This window comes from Mycolicibacterium sp. lyk4-40-TYG-92 (assembly GCF_030209435.1).
GTDB lineage: Bacteria > Actinomycetota > Actinomycetes > Mycobacteriales > Mycobacteriaceae > Mycobacterium.
Map to the genome: position 1 here is coordinate 43,426 of NZ_JARVRX010000023.1, position 23,828 is coordinate 67,253.

The window sequence follows — 23,828 nt, forward strand, 5'->3', positions numbered from 1 at the left end:
CGGTCCGCCAGCTCACCCGACGTGATCACCGCGACCGGCGCGGCATCGGCGAGCACGAACACGACGCGGGAGACCGGCAGTGCCGGATCGAGCGGCAGGTACGCCGCACCGGTCTTGAGCACCGCCATGATCGCCACGATGGCTTCGGCCGACCGTGGCAGCAGAAGTGCCACCGTCTGTCCCGGACCGGCACCATGGGTGGCGAGGAGATGCGCGAACTGGTTGGCCCGCGAATCGAGTTCGCGGTAGGTCAGGTTGCGGCCCGCACAGCTGAGTGCCACCGCGTCCGGCGTGCGCGCGACCACGGCGCTGAACAGTGCCGGGATCGACACGTCAGGGGCGGGCCGTTGCAGCGCCGCACGGTTGGCGAGGTCGTCGAGGCGCGTGTGCTCGGCGTCGTCGAGCAGCTCGATCCCGGACACCGGCGCGGTCGGGTCGGCACTGACCGCCGACAGGACGCGCCGTAGGCGTTCGATCAGTGTCTCGATGCTCGCGGCGTCGAATACGTCGGTGCGATATTCGACGGTCCCCGCCATGCCGGCAGGTGTGCCGTCCGGGGCCCAGCGCTCGCCGAGCGAGAACGTCAGATCCATGCGGGCGGTCTGGGTGTCGACCGGGACCGGCGTCACCTCCAGGTCACCCAGCGTCAGCCCGGCAGCGCCATGCCCCTGTTGTCCGGGGAGGTTCTGCCACGCCAGCAGCACCTGCACCAGCGGGTGGTGCGTCAGGCTGCGGGTGGGGTTCAGCCGCTCGACCAGTACCTCGAACGGCACGTCCTGGTTCTCGTAAGCCGCGAGGCTGCGCTGCTGCACCTGGGCCAGCAGCTCGGTGAACGTCGGGTCGCCGGCCAGGTCGACACGCAGCACCAGCGTGTTGACGAAGAATCCCACCAGGTCGTCGAGCGCCGGGTCGCTCCGGCCAGCGATCGGGAAGCCAACGGCGACATCGGAACTCGCGCTGAGTGCGGACAGCAACACGGCCAGGGCGGCCTGCACCACCATGAATCCGGTGGCGTGGTGTTCACGCGCCACGTGCGCGATCTGCTGCTGCAGTTCGGCCGGCCAGTCGATGGCGACGGTCGCACCGTGCTGATCTGCCACAAGCGGGTACGGCCGATCGGTCGGCAGTTGCAGCCGTTCGGGCAGCCCCGCCAGCGCATCCTGCCAGTAGTCGAGCTGCGCCGCGATCGGGCTGTCACCGTCGTGCAGGTCACCGAATTGGCCACGCTGCCACAGCGTGTAGTCGACGTACTGCACCGGCAGCTCGGGCCATTGCGGTGCCAGTCCGGCGCACCGGCTCGCGTAGGCCACGCCCAGGTCGCGCGCCAGCGGCGTGATGGACCAGCCGTCGGCGGCGATGTGATGCACGGCGGCGACCAGGATGTGCTCGTCGTCGGAAACCCGGAACAGGCTGGCCCGCAAGGGGATCTCGGCGGCGATGTCGAAGGCGTGTCGCGCCGCACTGTCCACGGCGGCGTCCACCTGGTCGGTGGTCCAGCCGGTCGCATCGGTGCTCTCCCACCCGATGTCGGCCTGCGTTGCCGGCAGCACCACCTGCTGCGGTACACCGTCCGGGGCGACGAACACGGTCCGTAGCGCCTCATGCCGGGCCACGACGTCGACCAGCGCGGCGTGCAGCGCTTCGGCATCCAGGTTTCCGGTGAGCCGCAGCACCGTCGACAGGTTGTAGGTCGCGGACGGGCCCTGCAGTTGCTCCAGGAACCACAGGCGATTCTGCGCGAACGACAATGGCAGCACGGTCGGCCGCGCCGAACCCGGGATGGCCACCAGCGGGTCCCGCCCCGGCGCCGACGCGCCGAGCCGCGGCGCCAGCTCGGCGATGGTCGGCGCCTCGAACACCGTGCGGACCGCCAGGTCGGTATCGAGTGTGGCGTTGATCGCGGCGATCAGACGCATCGCGGCGATGCTGTCGCCACCCAGATCGAAGAAGGAATCGTCAACGCCGACACGGCTGTGTCCCAACAGATTTGCGAAGATGCCGGCCAGGATTTCCTCGACCGCAGTCGCCGGTGCCCGGTAGTCACCCGCGACGTAGTCGGGCGCGGGCAGGGCACGGGTATCCAGCTTGCCGTTGGCGGTCAACGGCAAGCGGTCCAGTGTCACGATCGCCGCGGGCACCATGTACGCCGGGATCCGTCTCGCCAGTTCGGCCCGCGCCGCGGCCGGGTCGACCGTGCCGGTCACATATCCGACGAGACGCTTGTCACCGGGCCGATCCTCCCGGGCGATCACCACGGCCTGCTGCACACCGTCCAGCGCGGCCAAAGCTGTTTGTACGTCACCGAGTTCGATGCGGTAGCCGCGAATCTTGACCTGTTCGTCTGCACGGCCCAGGTACGTCAGCTGTCCGTCGCGACCCCACCGCACCAGGTCGCCGGTGCGATACATCCGCTGCCCCGGCGCCCCGAACGGACATGCCACGAAACGCGCTGCGCTCAGTCCGGCGCGGCCCAGATAGCCGACACCCACACCCGTACCGGCGACATAGAGTTCACCGATCACCCCGGGCGGCACCGGCTGCAACGCACTGTCGAGCACGAACAACGCCGCGCCGCCCACCGGCGAACCGATCGGCACCACAGCGGATTCCGCCACCGACTCGGCCGTCAGCGGCGCACTGATCGCGACGCACATCGTCGTCTCGGTCGGTCCGTAGGCATTGACCATGACGCGACCGTCGGTCGCCCAGCGCTGCACCACCTCGGGCGGGCAGGCTTCACCCACCGCGACGAGCGCGGCGTGCTCCAGTCCGGCCGGCGACAATACCGCTGCCGCCGTTGGGGTCTGGGTCAGAACCGTGACGCCTTCGGCCACCAGGGTCCGGTGCAGGTCCGCCGATGACCGGGCGACATCGTCACCGATCACCACGACGCGGCCACCGCGCAGCAGCGCACCGAAGATCTCCCACACCGATACGTCGAACGCCGGCGAGTGCGCGTGGCTCCACACCCCGGCGGCCGGCAGGCCCGCGTCGAGCGTGCCGAGCAGCTGTGTCACATTGGCGTGGGTGAGCCCGACGCCCTTGGGCACGCCGGTGGTGCCCGAAGTGTAGATCAGATAAGCGAGCGTGCCCGCATCTGGCGTCGGCAGCGCTGAATCAGGTTGTCCGGCATCGTCTCCGACCGCGAGGACTGCCCCGCCGAAGCCGGACAACAGATCTGGGTCGGCAGCAATCGCCGCCGCGGGCGCCGCGTCAGCGAGGACGAAATCGATACGTGTCGACGGCCACGTGATGTCGATCGGCAGGTAGGCGGCCCCGGCCTTGAGTACGCCGAGCATGGCGACGATGGCGTCGATGGAACGCGGAAGCAGCAGTGCGACAACCGAACCCGGGCCGATGCCGTGAGCGGCAAGCAGGTGGGCCACCTGGTTCGACGCCGTGTCCAGTTTCGCGTACGTCAGCGCTGAGCCCGCATCGCTGATCGCGACCGCGTCGGGCACGGCACCGACGTGGGTGGCGAACAGCTCGGGGATCGACGGCTGACTCGATGGCCGGGTCAAGACGTCCCGATGACCGATGGCCTCGATCCGGTCGCGCTCGTCGGCCGTCAGCAGATCGACGGTGGACAGCGGCCGGCCGGGCTCGGCGGTCATGGCCGCCAGTACACACTGCATCCGGCGCACCAGGGCTTCGACGCTCGCCGCGTCGAACACGTCGGTGCGGAATTCGACGATGCCGCCGATACCCGCGGGTTCCCCTGTGGCAGTCCAGCGTTCGGACAGCGAGAACGCCAGGTCCATGCGCGCGGCCTGGGTTTCCACCGGCAGCGGCGTGACGGTGAGGTCGCCCAGCGCCAATCCGCTCGCGACGTCGATGTGCTGCCATGGCAGGTTCTGCCAGCCCAGCATGACCTGCACCAGCGGATGGTGGGACAGGCTGCGCGTCGGGTTCAGGCGCTCGACCAGTACCTCGAACGGCACGTCCTGGTGTTCGTACGCCGCGAGGCTACGGGCCCGTACCTGCGCCAAAAGCTCTTCGACAGTGGGGTTTCCGGCCAGGTCGACACGCAGTACCAGCGTGTTGACGAAGAAGCCGACCAGATCGTCGAGGGCGGGGTCGCGCCGTCCGGCGATCGGAAAGCCGATGGCGACATCGGAACTCGCGCTGAGCTTCGCGAGCATGACGGCCAGTGCGGCCTGCACGACCATGAAGCTGGTCGCGTTGTGCTCGCGCGCCACCCGGGCAATCTGCTGCTGCAACTCAGCGGGCCAGTCCACCTCGATCGTGGCGCCCTGCAGGTCCGCGACCGCGGGGTATGGCCGGTCGGTCGGCAGGTCGATGCGGTCGGGGATGCCGGCGAGGGCCTCGGTCCAATAGGCCAGCTGGGCCGAGATCTCGCTGTCGGGCGCTTCGAGTTCACCGAGTTGCCCGCGCTGCCAGAGCGTGTAGTCGACGTACTGCACAGCCAGCGGCGCCCAGCCCGGCGCCTCCCCGGCACAGCGGCTGACATACGCCGTACCCAGATCGGTGACCAGCGGCTGCAACGACCAGCCGTCCGCCGCGATGTGATGCACCACTGCCACCAGTAGGTGCTCATCGTCGGCCAGGCGGAACAGGCTGGCGCGCACGGGAATTTCGGCGGCGAGGTCGAACACGTACTGCGCGGTCGCACGCACCGCGTCGACACGCTGCTCGTCGGTCCAGGCACCGGCATCGACGACGTCCCAGCCGAGCTCCACCTGGTCGGCGGGAACGACCACCTGCCGGGGTGTGCCGCCCGTCGCCGCGAACACGGTGCGCAGGCTCTCGTGCCGGCCGACCACGTCGGCCAGCGCCGCACGCAGCGCCTCGGCATCGAGCCGGCCCTGCAGCCGCAGCAGCACCGGCATGTTGTAAAGCGCTGACGCACCTTGCAATTGGTCGACGAACCACAACCGGTTCTGGGCGAACGACAGCGGGATCGTCTCGGGTCGCTCGACAGCCACCAGCGGCGCGCGCCGCGTCGCGCCGTCCCCGATCCGCGCCGCGAGCTGAGCCACGGTGGGCGCCTCGAAGACCGTGCGCACCGGCAGCTCGACATCAAGCGCCGCGTTGATGCCGGCGATCAGCCGCATGGTGGACAACGAATCTCCGCCGAGGTCGAAGAACGAATCGTCCACGCCGACGCGCTCGACACCGAGAAGCTCGGCGTAGATGGCCGTCAGGGCTTCCTCGACCGGTCCCGACGGCGCCCGGTAACGCGCGGTGTCCTGGTAGTCCGGCGCCGGCAGCGCCCGCGTGTCCAGCTTGCCGTTGACGGTGACCGGCAGCGCCGGCACCGCGATGACGGCAGCCGGAACCATGTAGCCCGGCAGCCGGTGTGCCAGCGCGGTGCGCGCCTCGGCCGGGTCCGCCGGACCGACGATGTAGCCGACCAGTCGCTTGTCGCCGGGGCGGTCTTCACGTGCGATCACCGCCGCGTGTTCCACGCCCGGCAGCTCGGTCAGTGCCGAACGGACATCGCCCAGTTCGATGCGGTAGCCGCGCACCTTGACCTGCTCGTCGGCGCGCCCGAAGTAGTCCAGCTGCCCGTCAGGGCGCCACGACACCAGGTCGCCGGTGCGGTACATGCGAGTGCCCGGCTCGCCGAACGGGCAGGCCATGAAACGTGTTGCCGTCAGGCCGGAACGGCGCCAATAGCCGATACCGACGCCGCGGCCGGCCAGGTACAACTCGCCGACCACGCCCGGCGGCACGGGCCGCAGCGACTCGTCGAGAACGAAGAACGCTGCGCCCGCGGTGGGCGAGCCGATCGGCGGCGACCCCGAGCCCGCGGTGAGCGGCAGGCTCTTGCACAGCCACATGGTTGTCTCGGTCGGGCCGTAGACGTTGACCATCGTCCGGCCGGGTGCCCAGCGATCGACCATCTCGGGCGGGCACGCCTCGGCGCCGATGATCAGCGCGGCCGCGTCCAGGCCCTCAGTCGACAACACCGCTGCGGCCGAAGGGGTTTGGGTGAGCACGGTGACACGCTCACGCACCAGCAGGTCGTGGAAATCGTCGGCCGAGCGGGCCACCGCGTCGGGGACCACCACCAGGCGGCCGCCGTGCAGCAGCGCGCCCCAGATCTCCCATACCGAGAAGTCGAAGGCGTAGGAGTGGAACTGCGTCCACACCTGCTCAGGGGAGAGTTCGATGCCGAGCTCCAGGCCCTGGAACAGCTGGACGACGTTGTACTGCGTGACGGCAACGCCTTTGGGCGTCCCGGTTGTGCCCGAGGTGTAGATCAGGTGCGCAACGTCGTCAGGCGCCGGTCCCCGCGGCGCAGTGTGGGGCTGCGCCGCCAACCGTGGATCGGCCACGTCGATGACCGGGCCGCCGAATCCGTCGAACCGGTCGGCCAGTCCCGCGGTGGTGACGACGGCGATCGGTGCGGCGTCGCCGAGCATGAACTCGATGCGCGCCGCCGGCAGTGCGGGGTCGAACGGCAGGTATGCCGCACCCGACTTCTGCACCGCGAGGATCGCCACGATCGCTTCGGCCGAGCGTGAGAACAGCAGGGCGACAATCTGTCCCGGTCCGGCACCCTGCTCGGTCAGCAGGTTCGCCAGCCGGTTCGACGCCTCGTCGAGTTCCCGGTACGTCAGGGACCGCTCGCCGCAGACCACCGCCACCGCGTCCGGGGTGCGGGCGACCTGGGCGGCGAACACCTCGGGCACCGTCGTCGCCGCTGACGGCCGGCCGAGCACGGCCCGGTTGCCCCAGCGGTCCAGCCTGGCCTGCTCGACCTCGTCGAGCAGATCCACCGACGACAACCGCTGCTCCGGATCGGCGCTGAACGCCAACACCATTCGCTCGAACCGGCCGACGAGCGCCTGGATGCTCTCCGCGTCGAAGATGTCCGTGCGGAACTCCACCATGACGTCGAGTCCGTCGGGCTCACCGTCACCGTCCCAGCGCTCACCGAGCGAGAACGCCAGATCCATGCGGGCAGTCCGGGTATCGACCGTCAGCGGGGTCACCTGCAGGTCGCCCAGGGCCAGCCCCGCCGCATCACCGGCCTGCCAGGAGAAGTTCTGCCAGCCCAGCAGCACCTGGACCACCGGATGGTGGGTGAGGCTGCGGGTGGGATTCAGCCGCTCGACGAGCATCTCGAAAGGCACGTCCTGGTGCTCGTACGCCGCCAGGCTCCGCCGGCGGACCTGCGCCAGGAGGTCGATGAACGTGGGATCGGCGCCGGGGAACTCGCCGAGATCGACGCGCAGCACCAGCGTGTTGACGAAGAAGCCCACCAGATCGTCGAGTGCGGCATCGCGCCGGCCCGCGATCGGAAAGCCCACCGCCACATCGGAAGTCGAGCTGATGCGCGCCAGCAGCGCGGCGAACGCCGCCTGGATCACCATGAAGCTGGTCGCGTTGTGCTCACGGGCAACACGGCGGATCTGCTGCTGCAGGGCGACCGGCCACTGCACGGTCACCCGGGCGCCGTGATGGTCGGCTGTCGGCGGATACGGCCGGTCGGTGGGCAGGTCGAGGCGCTCCGGCAGTCCGGCCAGCGTGTCCTGCCAGAAGTCGAGCTGTGCGGCGATGGGCCCGTCGGCGTCGTCGAGTTCGCCGAATTGCGCACGCTGCCACAGCGTGTAGTCGACGTACTGCACCGGCAGCGGCGACCAGTCGGGAGCCCGTCCCGCGCATCGGCTGGCGTAGGCCAGTCCGAGGTCACGCACCAGCGGGGCGACGGAAGAGCCGTCGGCCGCGATGTGGTGTACCACCACGACCAGGATGTGGTTGTCATCGGTGACGCGGAACAGCTTGGCGTGGAACGGAATCTGCGTCGACAGGTCGAACGTGTGCCGGGCAGCCGCACCCACGGCATCATCGACCCGATGTGCGGGCCAGCCGGCGGCATCGATGGTCTCCCACCCGATGTCGGCCCGGTCGGCGGGAATGATCACCTGCCGGGGGGAGCCCTCGGGCGCCACGAACAAGGTCCGCAGACTCTCGTGCCGGGCCACCACATCGGCCAGCGCCCGGCCCAGGGCGTCGATGTCGAGGCGGCCGCGCAGCCGCAGCGCCACGGCCAGGTTGTAGATGGCCGACGGCCCCTGCAACTGGTCGAAGAACCACAACCGGTTCTGAGCGAAGGACAAGGGCAGTACCTCGGGCCGCTCTCCCGCCGCCAACGGGGCCAGGCGCGTCGCGTCGCCGCCGATTCGCGGGGCCAACTGCGCCACAGTGGGCGCCTCGAAGAGCGCACGCACCGAAAGGTCCACGGCGAGACTCGAATTGACGGCGCCGATCAGCCGCATCGCCGACAGCGAGTCGCCGCCCAGGTCGAAGAACGAATCGTCCACACCGACGCGCTGCACACCCAGCACCTGGGCGTAGATGTCCGCAAGGATCTCTTCCACCACGCCGGCCGGGGCCCGGTAGCCGTCGGTATCGGTGTACTCGGGTGCCGGCAGCGCCTTACGGTCGAGCTTGCCCGACGTGGTCAGCGGCATCTCGTCGAGCACCACGATGTGCTGCGGCACCATGTAGTCGGGCAGCCACGCACTCAGCCGGTTCCGGACCGCGCTGATCTTCGTGCTGCTGTGCGGTTCGTTGGCGTGGCTGCCGGTGTGCGCGACCGGCCGGTACAGGTCAGTCAGCGGTACCTCCGCCGCACCGGCTTCACCTGGGCTGACGAAGACGGCGTCGACACTGCCGGGTGCCGCACCCCAAGTCACGGCGACCTGGTATCCCGCGTCTTCACCGACGCGGTGCAGTTCTTCCGTTGTGGTCTCCGGGGTTTCGGTGTCCACGGGGATCCCGGCGAGTTCCTGCTCCAGCCGGACGTCGATCCGCACTCCCGTGCGGGGAATGTCGGTGATACGGATCGTCGCCGGCCGCAGGTCGGCCAGCCGGCGCTGCAGCCCGGCCAGGTCGGCGCAGTCGTCCCACGTCCAGGACGGGATGTCGGCCACCGACCGGACGGCCGCGGGCGCCTTGTGGATGGTGACGTCGTACCGGTACCGGTTCAGTTCGTTGTCCGCGGTACCGCGCTTGATCCGAATGGCCAGTCCGACAGCCGATTCCCGCCGTGCGGCCCAGGTCGTGAAGTACTCGGGTGCCAGCAGCAACTCGGCCTCGCCGAGTACGGCATGCTCGACGCGCTGCCGGAGAACCGCGGCGTCGGTACCGGCGTCCGCACTGCGGGCCAGCACGATGGCGGTCTGGAAAGTGTTCTGCAGGCTGTGGTTGCGGATGTCGCCGAGGAACAGGGTGCCGCCGGGCGCCAGCAGCTCGACCGCTTTGTCGATGACCTCGGTCAGGTACGCCGCGTTGGGGAAGTACTGGACCACCGAGTTCACGATGATGGTGTCGAAGTGGCCACGGGGCAGTCCGTCGGTGACGTGCGCCGCCCGCGCCATGAACTCGACGCGGTCCCGCCACGGAATCCGCAACTCCCGCAACGAATCTGCCAGCTTGTCGACCGCCGCCGATGACACGTCGGTCGCGACGTACTGCTCGCACTGCGGTGCGATCTGGGACAGGATCAGGCCGGACCCGGCACCGATCTCCAGGACCCGCCGTGGGCGCAGCGCCATGATGCGGTCGATCGTGGCAGCCCGCCACTGCTCCATCTCCGCGAGCGGAATCGGCTCGCCGGTGTAACTGCTGTTCCAGCCCCGGAAGTCCGAACCGAACTCGGGCGCTTCACCTTCCGCATCGGCGGCGGCGTACAACTCGTCGTAGATGTCCTGCCACTCGCCGACGATCTCCGCGTCATGTTCGGTGTCGCGGGTGCCATCGGTGGCGTGCTCGAACGTGATGTAGCCGACCAGTTGGGCACCACCGGTGCCGTGGTGCACGGTGGCGGCGGCCTGGCTGACCTGCGGGCAGGCCAGCAGCGCGCTCTCGATCTCGCCCAGCTCGATGCGCTGGCCGCGCAGCTTGATCTGGGTGTCGGCCCGGCCGAGGTAGTCCAGCGTGCCGTCGGCGTTCCAGCGCGCCAGGTCACCGGTCCGGTACATACGGCTGCCGGAATCACCCTGCCCACCATGCGGATTGGCGACGAACCGCTCGGCGCTCAGCGTGGGCCGGCCCACGTAACCGAGCGCCACTGCGGGGCCGGCCAGATACAGCTCGCCCGTCACGCCCAGTGGCACGGGGTTGAGCTGAGCATCGAGTACCAGCGTCCGGGTGCCCGCGATGGGCGTCCCGATGTTCACCGGCCGCCCCGGCGTCAACGGGGTGCCGGTGGCCCAGATGGTGGATTCGCTGGGCCCGTAGGCGTTGAACATGCGGCGCCCGGGCGCCCAGGCCTGCACCAGCTCCTCGGGGCACGCCTCACCGCCGGTGATCAGAGTGGTCAGCCCGTCGAGCCGCGCCCGATCCAGTGACGCCACCACGGTCGGGGTCAGCAGCGTCGCGCTGACCCCGTGCTGGTGCATCAGGTCGACGAGCGCCTCGCCGGCGTACACGTCCCGCGGTGCCACCACCAGCGCGGCCGCCGCGCCGGTCGCCATCAGCATCTCGAACAGCGACGCGTCGAAGGTCGGGGCGGCGACCATCAGCACCCGCGCGTCGGCAGTCAGGCCGTACGAGTCACGTTGTGCGGCAGCGGCGCCCAGCAGGCCGGCATGACTGACCGCCACGCCCTTGGGCTCCCCCGTCGAGCCCGACGTGAAGATGACGTAGGCGGTGTTGTCGACCACCAGTGGCGCCGAGCGCTCGGCGTCGGCGATCGGTTCGGCGCGGTAGCCGGACAGGTCGATGTCGGCCCGCAGCACCGGCCGCGAACCTGCGCCACCCATCTGGTCGGTGTCCCGGGCCAGCACGCACGTAGCGGCGACCGAATCCAGCACCGTGGCAATACGTTCGACGGGATGGGTGCGGTCCACCGGCACATACACGCCGCCGGCCTTGAGCACGGCCCACCAGGCCACCACCAGTTCGGCGCACCGGTCCATCGCGACACCCACGGCGCGTTCGGGGCCCACCCCGTTCTCGATCAGCATGCGCGCCAACCGGTTCGAGGCTTCGTCGAGTTCGCGATACGTCAGACTGCGCGCCCCGTCGATGACGGCGACGGCAGCCGGATCGACCGCGACGGCCGCGGCCAACAACTCGGGCCCGAGTCCGATCGGCGCCTGCACTCCGGCACCCGACCAGCGCCGCAACTCGTCCTGCTCGGCCGCGTCGAGCAGGTTGATGGACAACAGTTTCCGTGTGGGGTCGTCGGTCATCGCCACCAACAGCCGGCTCAGCCTGCCGATCAGGGACGCGATGCCGGCTTCGGTGAAGACCTCGTTGTCGTATTCGATGTGCAGCCCGAGCTCATCGCCGGGGAACGCCTCGACTGTCAGCGGGTAGTGGTTGAACTCGCGGTTCGCGAACGACGAGATCGTGAGCTCGGCACCGTCTTCACCGCCGACGGACATGCCGGCCTCGACCGGATAGTTCTCGTACACGAACAGCGTGTCGAACAGTTGGTCGTGGCCGGCGACGCGGTGAATCTCGCCCAGCGCCAGGTGCTGATGATCGAGGGTGTCGTTGTGTGCGGTCTGCAGCTGGTCGAGGAGGCCGGTGACGGTGGTTCCCGCGGTCAGGTTGGCGCGGACCGGCACGGTGTTGATCAGCAGGCCGACCATCGATTCGGTGTCGCCCACGTCGAGCTGGCCGAGGCGGGACCGGGCCGTCCCGAACGCCACGTCATGCCTGCCGGTCAAGGACGTCAGCAGCACGGCCCACGCGCCCTGCAGCACGGTGCTGACAGTGGTCTGGCAGGAGCGGGCCAGTTCTGACAGGGCACGGGTGGTGTCGGCCGAAACCTGGAACGACGCAAAGCCCCGTTGTCCCCGGCCCAACCGGTCCTGGAGCCGGTCCTGCGGGCCCACGAGCGTCGGCGTGCCGAAGCCCGCGAGCACCTCACTCCACGCGGCGCGCGCCGCGTCGAGATCACGGTCGGCGAGCCAGGTGATGAACTTGCGGTACGACGCCGCGGGCGGCAGGCGGTGCCCGGCATAGCCGGCGAAGATCTCGCGCAGCAGGATCGGCAGCGACCAGCCGTCGAGCACGATGTGGTGATTGGTCAGCACAAAACGGTGCCGGTCCTCGGCGATGCGGATCAGCAGGGCCCGGAACGGCGGCTCACCGGCGAGATCGCCGACCGCGATGCGTTCGGCGGCGCACAGCCGCTGAATCTCGTCTTCGTCGAGTACGCCGGTCGCGCCGAAATCGAGGAAGCTCCAGGCGATTTCCGGTTCGGCCAGGATCACCTGCACCGGTTCGTCGAACTGCTGGCAGAACGTGGCCGCGAGGTGCGGATGCCGGCTGACGGTGCGTTGCACAGCGTCGCGGAGTCGCTGCGGGTCCAGCGGGCCGGTCAGCGTGAAATCCAGTTGCACCGAGTACATTTCGGCCGCGACGTCGGCCCGCTCGTGGGCGGTGCTGCTGTGGAACAGCAGACCCTGCTGCAACGGCGTCAGCGGCAGGATGTCGGCGACCCGGTATTGCTGCTGCAACTGGTCGATCTGGCGCTGACTCAACTGAGCCGGCGCGATGTCCGACGGCGTCAGGCCGCCGCCACCGGCCCGGACGTGTGCGCAGATCCCGGCCAGGGCCTCGAACCACAACCGGCTCAACCGGTTCAGCTGGGCGCTGTCGAGAACCGATGTCGCCCAGGTCCAGTCGGCCTGCAGTTGCGGTCCGGCGTCGGTGTCGACGGTGCCGGCGTTGAGTTCCACGGTGTGGAACAACGGCAGCGGGGCCGCGGCGCCGGCCAGGGACAGCTCTTCGCGGCCCAGCCGCCACAGCTCTTCGACGCCGGCGATCTGCGGAAAACCCAAACGCCCAAGGTAGTTGAAACCGATACTCGGCTCCGCGCCGTCCAGCACGATGGCATCGTCGAGGTAACGCAGCAGCCCGTAGGTCAGGCCCGCGGGCTGTGCGCGCAGCTGTTCCTTGGCCGCCTTGACGGCCGCACCGAGCGCCTCATCGCCCGAGGCGATCTGCGCCCAGGACAGCTCACGCATCGCCAGCGAGACCGGGTACTTGGCGGTGAACCAGCCGACGGCCCGCGACAGGTCGACCTCGTCGGCGATGTCCTCGTCGCGCCCGTGGCTTTCGACGTCGATGCCGACGGGAGTGCCACCGGTGCCGAGGAATTCCGTGACCGCCAGGGCGAACCCGATCAGCAGGATGTCCTGCACGCCGGCGTGAAATGCCGCCGGAACTTCGCCGAGGAGGGCCCGGGTGTGCTCGACGTCGAGCGTCACCGACAGCCGGCCGGCAGTGGCGTAGGTGTCCACATCCGGGTCCGCGGCCGGCAGCGCCGCGGGCACCGCGGCCACCTGTTGCCAGGCCGCCGCCTGCGCCCGGACGTCCGGATGGTGCGCATACTCGGTGAGCAGCGTGGCCCACTGCCGGAACGATGTACCGGTCGTCGTCAGCTCCACAGGCTGGCCGGCCCGATGCTGCGCCCACGCAATGTTCAGGTCTTCCAACAGGATTCGCCATGACACCCCGTCAACCGCGAGGTGATGGACGATCAGGACCAGCTGCCGGCTGGGTCCGACCCACACGGCGCTGACCATGGCCCCGGCGCCCGGGTTCAGCCGTCGCCGCGCCGCCGCGACTGCGGCTTCCGACAGCTCGCCGACCTCAACGACGCAGTCGCGGGCATCGACCGAATCGGCCTCGGGTACCACCAAATCCCCGTCGGCACCGACCCGCAGCCGCAGCATGGCGTGCCGATTCATCAAGGCCTGCAACAACATCACCGCGTCGGCCACGGTGGCGCCGTGCGGCGCCTGCAGCACCAGGGTCTGGTTGAACTCGTCTACCGGCCCGTCGATGCCGGCGAACCACCGGATGATCGGGGTGGCCGGCACCGATCCGATGCCCTCGTCGACGACGTCGTCCGCGTCGTCGGTCACGGTCACCGTTTGCGCCAGGCGCGCCACCGTCTGTTCGACGAACACGTCACGCGGACGGCACGCCAGGCCGGCGGCGCGGGCGCGCGCCGCCACCTGCATCGCGAGAATGCTGTCGCCGCCCAATTCGAAGAACGAGTCGTCGACGCTGACGGCCGCCGGCTCCAGGCCGAGGATCTCGGCATAGATGGCCGCCAGGATCTCCTCGACAGGGCTGTCCGGCGCCCGGTAGTCGTCGCCCGTGTACTCCGGTGCAGGCAGGCTGCGGGTGTCGAGCTTGCCGCTGGTGGTCAGCGGCAGTTCGGTCAGTGCCACCACCGCGGCCGGGACCAGGTATGCCGGCAGGCGCTCGGCGAGCGCGGCCCGCACCTCGACCGGATCGACGGCGCCGGTGACGTAGCCGACGAGGCGCTTGTCGCCTGGGCGATCCTCCCGGACGATCACGGCTGCCTGCACGACGCCGTCGATGGCGGCCAAAGCTGTTTGGACTTCGCCCAATTCGACGCGGTAGCCGCGAATCTTGACCTGGGCGTCGGCACGACCGACATACCGCAGTTGCCCGTCGTCGCCCCAGTACACCAGGTCCCCGGTGCGGTACATCCGCTCGCCCGGCTTGCCGAACGGGCATGGCACGAAACGTGATCCGGTCAGTGCGGTCCGGTGCAGATACCCGACACCCACACCGGCGCCGGCCACATACAGTTCGCCGATCACGCCGGGCGGCACCGGCCGCATCCAGCCGTCCAGCACGAACAATGCCGTGCCGCTCGGCGGCGCGCCGATCGGCGCCGCGCCGTCGCCGGCCGTCAGCGGTGCGCTGATCGCCGCGTAGATCGTGGTCTCTGTCGGGCCGTAGCCATTGACCATCACACGTTCGGGCGCCCACTGGTCCACGACCTCGGCCGGGCATGCCTCGCCGCCCATCACCAGCGCGCACGACTCCAGGCCCGCCATGTCCAGCATCCCGATGGCAGAGGGGGTTTGGGTGAGGACGGTGACCTTCTCCGCGATCAGGAAGTCATGGAACTCGACCGGATCAGCGGACACCGACTCGGGCACCACCACCAGCCGACCGCCGCGCAGCAGCGCGGAGAAGATCTCCCACACCGAGAAATCGAAGGCGTACGAATGCCAATGCGACCACGCCTGTTCGGACGGCAGGCCGGCATCCTGCGACGCGATCAGTTGCGTCAGGTTCTGGTGGGCGATCGCAACGCCTTTCGGCGTTCCGGTCGTGCCCGAGGTGTAGATGACGTAGGCGACATCGTCGGGCTCCGGCCCGGCCGCGGCCGGCCAGTCGTCGGGCCCGTCGAACGGCTCCCGCACATCGATGACCACGCCGTCGAAACCATCGAACCGGTCGGCCAGCGCCGTGGTGGTGACGACCGCGAACGGTGCGGAATCGTCCAGCATGAAGGCGATTCGGGACGCCGGCAGTGCCGGGTCGATCGGCAGATAGGCCGCACCGGTCTTGAGCACGCCCAGGATCGTCACGATCGCCTCGGCGGACCGCGGCAGCATCACCGCGACGCGCCGCCCCGGACCCGCGCCGCGGTCGGCGAGACGCTGAGCCATCCCGTTCGACGCGCGGTCCAGCTCGCGGTACGTCAACGGCCGTCCGTCACCGCTGAGCGCCACGGCCTCCGGCACGCGAGCCACCTGAGCGGCGAACAGCGCCGGGATCGACAGCGGCGGGGCCGTTTCGGCGGCGAGCGTCGTCCAGTTTCCGAGTTCCGCCAGCCGGTCCTCAGCAGGTGCGCCGAGCACCGGCAATGCCGACAGGCGCTGCGCCGGATCTGCTGTCATGGCGGCGAGCACGCGGTCCAGCTGGTCGGCCAGCTCCACGACGTCGAGCTGCCGGGTGCCGAACGTCGTGACGGACAGCTCGTCGCCCGTACCCGAGAACGCCAGCCCGGAGCCACGTCCGAGACCGGAGATCAGCTGCGCCGCCGCGGTGGCCGCACCCAGCGGCACGGTGAACCCTGACGGCAGGAAGTCCACCACGATCCGGTCCCCACCCGGGCCGTGGATCTTGCGCTCCAGGGCCTGCACGGGAAATCGCTGATGCCGCACCGCTTCTCGGGTGCGGGTGTGCACGTGCGCACAGAATTCGGCGACCGTGGCATCGGGCGAAACCTGCAACACCAGCGGCACCACCCCGGCGACCATGCCGGGCAACGTCTTCGAGACCTGCAGCACGCGCCGGGTCACCGGCAGGTCGAGCACCACTTCGTGGCCCTCCGCCGCCCGCCCACGCAGGACCAGTGCGCACGCGGCGATGAGCACCGTGGACCGGCGCACGTCCCAGGCCTCACACAGTCGCTCGACCTGTGCCAGCAGCGCGGGGGCGAGCTGGATCGGCTCCGACGAGCCGTCGTCGGTACCCGGAGCGTCATCCGGCGACAGCTCACGCGTCGTCGGTGCCGGCAGGTTCGCCGTCCAGTAGGCCTCGTCCTCGGCGTAGTCCGGGGAGGCTTCATACGCTTCTTCGGAGTCCAGCAGATCCCGCAGCGAACTGAAGTAAGACGGCTGAATCGTCTTGCCGGCAACGGATTCCGAGTAGACCGCAGCGATGCGCTGCAGCACCAGCGCCAGTCCGATGCCGTCGGCGACGATGTGGTGGCAGCAGGCGAAGAAGTAGGACTCGTCGGTGCCGGCCCGGAAGTAGGCGAACCGCAGCAGTGGGCCGTCGAGCGGCATGGGCGTGCGCTGCACCGCCGAGGCCATCGCGCGCGCCTCGGCCATCGGCTGGCCGGCATGGGCCAGATCGTGAAAGGCCACCTCGAAATCGGCGACATCGAGCAGCCGCTGGCGTACCTGACCGCCGGACTCCGAGAACGTCGCCCGCACCGGATCGGCTTCGCCGACGACGTGGCGGATCGACTGCTCGAAGATCTCGAAATCAACTGGTCCGTCAATTTTTACGAAGATACCGAGTTGCCACTCCGCAGCCGATTGACCGGTTTCCTGCGCGAGCCAGATGTCCAACTGCCCACGCGTGACGGGCAACGACGAATCGCCGAGATCCATCCCAAACACTGAAATGCCGAATTACCCCTGAACTAGCGAAGGCTCAGAGTCGCTGACCAACCGACAGCCGGTCACGCAAGCTCTTGGGCCGGATGTCCGTCCATTCCCGCTCGATGTACTCCAGGCACGAGGCACGGTCGGCTTCGCCGTGCACCACTCGCCAACCCTCAGGGACGTCCGCGAACGTGGGCCACAGGCTGTGCTGCTCCTCGTCGTTGACCAACACGAAAAAGGTGCCATTGTCGTCATCGAACGGGTTGGTGCTCATGGTGCTCCCCAAAAGAATTGACGCTCAAGATAATTGGGTCTTCCGATCCCCGGTTGCCCCGTGCGCGAATGCTACATGCCCGCACTGTGTTCCCACACTCGTGTTTGCCAATGGCTCACCGCGCGCGATCTGCGCGAAATCCCCAAGGAATCAACAACTTTGGCGCGATTCTTTGCCCGATGCCGATAGCAGTACGGACTTCCCAGTACACGCACCGCGCGGGCCTTATCAACTCGTTAGCCAAATCCGCAGAATCGGTGTGCCGGCAGGAAAATGGGAGGAGCAGCCAGACCAAATGCAGTTTCGGCGAAAGAGAGTTAAACGATGGCCCAGCCGCGAATCAGGCCACCTCGGCGAGCCGAGAATCAGACCACCACGGCGAGCCGCGAGTCAGACCATGGCGCGACGGCCGGCCAGGGCCCGGCCCAGCGTCAGCTCGTCGGCGAACTCGAGGTCGCCGCCCATCGGCAGGCCGGACGCGATGCGCGTCACCGTCAACCCCGGGATGTCCCGCAGCATGCGCACCAGGTACGTGGCAGTGGCCTCGCCCTCGGTGTTGGGGTCGGTCGCGATGATCACCTCGACGATGTCCACGCCGTCGACCCGCTGCCCAATCCTGTTGAGCAGCTCACGAATTCGCAGTTGCTCGGGCCCGACGCCGGACAGCGGATCCAGCGCGCCACCCAGTACGTGGTAGCGCCCGCGGAATTCGCGGGTGCGCTCCACCGCCTGGACGTCCTTGGGCTCCTCGACGACACACACCAAGGAGCCGTCGCGGCGCGGGTCGCTGCAGATGCGGCAGCGGTCGTCGTCGGACACGTTGCCGCACACCGCACAGAACTTGACGCCGTCACGCACCCGGTTCAGCACCGCGGTCAGCCGGTCGATGTCCGGCGGCTCCACCGACAGCAGGTGGAACGCGATGCGCTGGGCACTCTTCGGCCCGATACCCGGCAGCTTGCCGAGCTCGTCGATCAAATCCTGTACGGGTCCTTCAAACACATCAGAACCCGGGCAGGCCTGTGCCCTGCATGCCGCCGGCAAGCGGGCCGAGGCGCTGCTGCGCCATCAGCGTCACCTGCTCGGAGGCGTCGCCCAGGGCACCCACGATGAGGTCCTGCAGCGTCTCGATGTCGTCGGGGTCGACGACCTTCGGGTCGATGGTGAGCGCGGTGATCTCACCGCTGCCCATCATGGTGACCTTGACCAGACCGCCGCCGGCCTGACCGGTCACCGACGAGGTGGCCAGGGCCTCCTGCGCCGCCATGAGCTGCTGCTGCATCTGCTGCGCCTGAGCGAGCAGCGCAGACATATCGGGCTGGCCACCGGGTTGCATGACGATCCCCTCAGGTTTTCGATGATCGGGTTCGCAAGCCAGCCTAGTCGTCCGACGGAACGTCGGGCGACCGACTGGCCGCAAGGAAAGGCCTAGCCTTCGCTATCTGATCGAAGGCTCAGCCTTCTACCACCTGATTGAAGGCTCAGCCTTCTACGACCTTCTTCAGGTTGCCCAGCACCTCGTCCTGAATCTTGCGCAGACCCAGCGGGGCGAAGGTCTTCTCGAAGAAGCCGCCGATACCGCCGGCGCCCTGCCACGCGGTCTTGACGGTGACGGTCGAGCCGGTGCCGGCCGGGGCGACGGTCCACGTGGTCACCATCGACGAGTTGGCGTCCTTCTCGATGACGCTCTTGCCGGCGACGTCGACCGTGGCCTTGACCTCACGCGAGCGCTTCTTGGTGGCCTGCAGCTTCCAGGTGGCGACGGTGCCGGCGCCCTGTCCGCCTTCGAGCACCTGGTAGCCGCTGTAGTTCGACGAGAGGATCTTCGGGCGCACCGTCTGGTAGTCGGCGACTGCCGCAAGCACCTTCTCCGGCTCGGCGAGAATCAACACGGTGCTGGACGCACTGACCTGTCCCATCAGGCAAAACTCCTGTTCGTGGCTTCACTGTGCGGTCGCGAGGACCGCGGTCTCGGTCTAGCGTATATGTGTGACTGCTGTCGCGACCGACGCGACGGCCGCCCACGAGGCGGCCGTTCAGCGACTCCTGGACAGCTATCGCGCCATCCCGCAGGGTGCGACGGTGCGGCTGGCGAAACCGACGTCGAACCTGTTCCGGGCGCGCACGCGTACCAAGACCAAGGGGCTGGACGTCTCGGGGCTGGACGGCGTGCTGGCCGTCGACACCGAGTCGCGCACCGCGGACGTGCAGGGCATGTGCACCTACGAGACGCTGGTCGCGGCGACGCTGCCATTCGGCCTGGCGCCCCTGGTCGTGCCGCAGCTAAAAACCATCACCCTCGGGGGCGCGGTCACCGGGCTGGGTATCGAATCGACGTCCTTCCGCAACGGCCTGCCGCACGAGTCCGTGCAGGAGCTCGACATCCTCACCGGCGCCGGCGAACTGGTCACCGCCAGCCGCGACCTGCACCCCGACCTCTTCCATGCGTTCCCGAATTCCTATGGGACGCTGGGCTATTCGGTACGGCTGCGCATCGAGCTGGAGCCCGTACGACCATTCGTAAAACTCCGGCACCTACGCTTTCACCGGGTCGCCGACCTGGTCGACGAGCTGCAGCGCATCCTCGACACCGGCGGCCACGACGGCGTGCCGGTGGACTACCTCGACGGCGTCGTGTTCGGGCCCGGCGAAAGCTACCTGTGCCTGGGCATGAAGACCGGGACCGACGGCCCCGTCAGCGATTACACCGGCCGGCACATCTTCTACCGCTCCATCCAGCACGACTCCGGCGAGCGGCACGACAGGCTCACCACGCAGGACTATCTCTGGCGCTGGGACACCGACTGGTTCTGGTGTTCCGAGGCCTTCGGCGCGCAACGCCCGCTCATCCGGCGGCTGTGGCCCCGCCGGTACCGGCGCAGCAGCGTCTACTGGAAGCTCGTCGGTCTGGACCAGCGCTTCCACATCGCCGACCGGATCGAGCGACGCAGCATCCTCGCCCCGGAAAAGCCGTTGCGCGAGCGGGTGGTGCAGGACGTCGAGGTGCCGGTCGAGCGCGTCGTCGACTTTCTCGACTGGTTCCTGACACACGTGCCCATCACCCCGATCTGGTTGTGCCCGTTGCGGTTACGCGGCGACACCAGCTGGCCGCTGTATCCCATCCAGCCGCACCGCAACTACGTCAACGTCGGGTTCTGGTCCTCGGTCCCGGCCGGACGGGTGGCCGGTGAGACGAACCGGCTCATCGAGCACAAGGTCGATGAGTGCGGCGGCCACAAATCCCTGTACTCCGAGTCGTTCTACTCGCGCGCGGAATTCGACCGGCGCTACGGCGGCGCGGAATACCAGAAGGTCAAAGACGTTTACGACCCCGAATCGCGGCTACTAGGTCTCTATGCGAAGGCGGTACAACGGCAATGACGACAACTGACGACCGGGGCACGACCGACGGCAAGCTCACCTTGGCCGAGGTCCTGGAGAGCTTCTCGAATGGTCGGCTACCCCTGAAATTCGAGGCGTACGACGGCAGTTCGGCCGGCCCCGAAGACGCCGAACTGGGACTGAACCTGCTCACTCCCCGCGGCACCACCTACCTGGCGACCGCACCGGGCGACCTCGGCCTGGCGCGTGCCTACGTCGCAGGTGACCTCGCGGCACTCGGCGTCCATCCGGGCGACCCGTACGAGCTGCTCAAGGCGCTGACCGACAAGGTCGATTTCAAGCGTCCGCCGATCCGGGTGCTGGCGAACATCGTGCGGTCGATCGGAATCGAGCACCTGCTGCCCATCGCCCCGCCACCGCAGGAGGCCCTACCGAGATGGCGCCGGATGGCGGAAGGACTGCGGCACAGCAGAATCCGGGACGCCGAGGCCATCCACCACCACTATGACGTGTCGAATGCGTTCTACGAGCGCGTGCTCGGCCCGTCGATGACCTACACCTGCGCCTGCTACCCGAGGCCGGACGCGACGCTGGAGGAAGCGCAGGAGAACAAGTACCGGCTGGTGTTCGACAAGCTGCGGCTGCAACCCGGCGACCGCCTGCTCGACGTCGGCTGCGGCTGGGGTGGCATGGTCCGGTACGCCGCCCGGCACGGGGTCCGGGCCACCGGGGTGACGCTGTCGGCGGAGCAGGCCGGCTGGGCGCAGCGCGCCATCGCCGATGAGGGCCTGGCCGACCTCGCCCGCGTCGTGCACGGTGACTACCGCGACGTGCGGGAGGACGGCTTCGACGCGGTGTCCTCGATCGGCCTGACCGAGCACATCGGCGTCGCCAACTACCCGGCGTACTTCCGGTTCCTGCGGGACCGGCTCCGGACCGGCGGGCTGCTCCTCAACCACTGCATCACCCGGCCACACAACCGTCCCGGGAACATCGGCGGATTCATCGACCGCTACGTCTTCCCCGACGGGGAACTGACCGGCTCGGGACGGATCATCGCCACCGCCCAGGACACCGGGCTGGAGGTGCTGCACGAGGAGAACCTGCGCCACCACTACGCCCTGACGCTGCGCGACTGGTGCGCCAACCTGGTCCGCAACTGGGACGACGCGGTGGCTGAGGTGGGCCTGGCCACGGCCAAGGTATGGGGCATGTACATGGCCGGTTCACGCGTGGGCTTCGAGACCAATGTGGTTCAGCTGCACCAGGTTCTGGCCGTCAAGCTCGATGAGCACGGGGCCGACGGCGGGCTGCCGCTGCGGCCGTGGTGGGCGCCCTGACTACTCCCCGATGGGTCGGGCGCCCAGCTCGGTCTTGAGCAGTTCGAGCGCCACCTCTTCCGGGTCGCGCCGCGGCACGTCGGTGCCCCGGTCGTTGGCGGCGTCGGCCAGCATGTCCTCTTCTTCGGCCCGCTCCACGGCGGCCTGTTGCTCGGGCGTCGGGGCCGCCGGGCGCGGGGCGGCCGGAGCCGGAGTCGCCGCGCCCGCGGGCGCCGCACCCGCGTCGCAGCGCACCCGCCAGTTCACCCCGAGCGCGTCCTTGAGCGCCTCGCGGATGACGTCGGCGTTGTGCTGCTCGGACAGGCGCTTCGCCAACGGCGGCGCCGGATGGGCCAGGATCAGGGTGTCGCCCTCGATGCCGCGGACCGTCGCCTCCATGAGCATGGCTTCCAGTGAGCGGCTGCGGGCACGGACCTTCTCGCGCACCGTGGTCCACATGGCCCGCACCGCAGCGGCGTCGGGCTCGCCGGGTGTCGCCGCGGCCGGCTGCACGGGCGCCGGTGCGGCCGGCTCGGGCGCCGGCGGGGCGACCGGTTCAGGTGATGTTTCACGTTGAACCGGCGCAGGTTCGGGCGCCGGACGGGGCTCGGGCCGGGGCACCGGGGGTGCGGGCGGCGGTGGTACCTCGGATGCCGCGACCGAACCCGACTGCGGCGCTTGACTTCTCCGCATGAACTGCCGACTGCCCGCCGCCGCCGACGACGACGGGGCGGCAGGAGCCGGCGGCGCCTCCGCGTACGACTCGGCAGCCGGCGCCGGGGCCGCTACCGGAGCCGGACGCGGCGCGGTCACCGCACCCACGGCTGCCTCGGACGCCGGGATCGAGACGTTCATCCGGGTCTCGATGCGCTCGATGCGTTGCAGCAGAGCGGCTTCGGTGTCGCTGGCCGACGGCAGCAGCAGCCGGGCACACACCACTTCGAGCAGCAGCCGCGGCGCCGTCGCGCCGCGCATCTCCCCGAGCCCGGCGTGCATCACCTCGGCGTAGCGGGTCAGCGTCGCGGTGCCGATCTGTGCGGCCTGGTCCCGCATGCGCTCCATGACGTCGTCGGGCGCGTCGACCACACCGCGGGCCGCGGCATCCGGAACCACTTGCAGGACAATCAGATCCCGGAAGCGCTCCAGCAGGTCGGTGCCGAAGCGGCGGGGGTCGTGCCCGGCGTCGATCACCGACTCGACGGCTCCGAAAAGCGCCGCACCGTCGCCGGCGGCCAGCGCGTCGACGGCTCGGTCGATCAGCGCCAGGTCGGTGGCGCCCAGCAGCGACAGCGCCCGCTGGTAGACGACGCGGTTCTGCTCGGCGCCGGCCAGCAGCTGGTCCAGCACCGACAACGTGTCACGCGGCGAGCCGCCGCCCGCCCGGATGACCAAGGGGTATACCGCGTCGTCGACTTGCACGTCTTCTTGCGCGCAGATCTTCTCCAGCAGACCGCGCATGGTCTTCGGCGGCAGCAGCCGGAACGGGTAGTGATGGGTACGCGACCGGATGGTCGGCAGCACCTTCTCCGGCTCGGTGGTGGCGAACACGAAGATCAGGTGCTCCGGCGGCTCCTCGACGATCTTGAGCAGCGCGTTGAAACCGGCATTGGTCACCATGTGCGCTTCGTCGATGATGAAGATGCGGTAGCGCGACTGCGCCGGCGCGTAGAACGCCCGGTCCCGGAGTTCACGGGTGTCGTCGACACCACCGTGGCTGGCCGCGTCGAGCTCGACGACGTCGATGTTGCCCGGCCCGTTCGGCGCGAGCGCCACGCAAGAATGGCACTCACCGCACGGATTGGCCGTCGGCCCCTGCTCACAGTTCAGCGAGCGGGCCAGGATGCGCGCCGATGACGTCTTGCCGCAGCCGCGCGGCCCCGAGAACAGGTAGGCGTGGTTGATCCGGCCCGATTCCAGCGCGTTGCACAGCGGCTCGGTGACATGCTCCTGCCCGACAACCTCAGCGAAACTTGCCGGTCGGTACTTGCGGTAGAGAGCCACGGAAGAAGG

8 protein-coding genes (1 of these 8 running past the window's edge) are annotated in these 23,828 nt (G+C 69.1%); 2 read left to right on the forward strand and 6 right to left on the reverse strand.

The window, feature by feature from the left end; translation table 11 throughout:
* The 5 genes from QRN63_RS27090 to QRN63_RS27110 form a co-directional block, all read right to left on the reverse strand.
* Window positions 1-16,889 carry the 5' portion of a non-ribosomal peptide synthase/polyketide synthase gene (locus QRN63_RS27090; RefSeq protein WP_285034029.1) on the reverse strand. Its footprint begins 14,047 nt before the window's first position, so only the first 16,889 of its 30,936 coding nucleotides appear in the window; the start codon lies at window positions 16,887-16,889; its stop codon lies beyond the left edge, outside the window.
* Window positions 16,890-16,932: 43 nt separating this feature from the next.
* A complete protein-coding gene (locus tag QRN63_RS27095; protein WP_020101048.1) occupies window positions 16,933-17,157 on the reverse strand; it encodes an MbtH family protein in 225 nt (74 codons plus the stop codon).
* A gap of 390 nt (window positions 17,158-17,547) precedes the next feature.
* The gene (recR, locus tag QRN63_RS27100; protein ID WP_029105128.1) at window positions 17,548-18,159 is read right to left on the reverse strand and encodes a recombination mediator RecR; all 612 of its coding nucleotides are present in this window, start codon (window positions 18,157-18,159) and stop codon (window positions 17,548-17,550) included.
* Between the two features lies 1 nt (window position 18,160).
* The gene (locus QRN63_RS27105; protein ID WP_267319503.1) at window positions 18,161-18,493 is read right to left on the reverse strand and encodes a YbaB/EbfC family nucleoid-associated protein; all 333 of its coding nucleotides are present in this window, start codon (window positions 18,491-18,493) and stop codon (window positions 18,161-18,163) included.
* A gap of 145 nt (window positions 18,494-18,638) precedes the next feature.
* Window positions 18,639-19,076: an SRPBCC family protein gene (locus QRN63_RS27110; protein ID WP_020101051.1), complete on the reverse strand. Its 438-nt coding sequence runs from the start codon at window positions 19,074-19,076 to the stop codon at window positions 18,639-18,641.
* Window positions 19,077-19,146: 70 nt separating this feature from the next.
* Here QRN63_RS27110 and QRN63_RS27115 point away from each other — a divergent pair, with 70 nt between their 5' ends.
* Window positions 19,147-20,538 (forward strand): FAD-binding oxidoreductase, encoded by a 1,392-nt coding sequence (locus QRN63_RS27115; protein WP_285034033.1) that lies wholly within the window; start codon window positions 19,147-19,149, stop codon window positions 20,536-20,538.
* Entirely contained in the window at window positions 20,535-21,839 is a 1,305-nt protein-coding gene (locus QRN63_RS27120) for a class I SAM-dependent methyltransferase (protein WP_285034035.1), read from the forward strand. The genes QRN63_RS27115 and QRN63_RS27120 overlap by 4 nt, the downstream gene beginning before the upstream one ends.
* Here QRN63_RS27120 and QRN63_RS27125 read toward each other — a convergent pair whose 3' ends face one another.
* Entirely contained in the window at window positions 21,840-23,819 is a 1,980-nt protein-coding gene (locus tag QRN63_RS27125) for a DNA polymerase III subunits gamma/tau (RefSeq protein WP_285034036.1), read from the reverse strand.
* Between the last annotated feature and the right edge of the window lie 9 nt (window positions 23,820-23,828).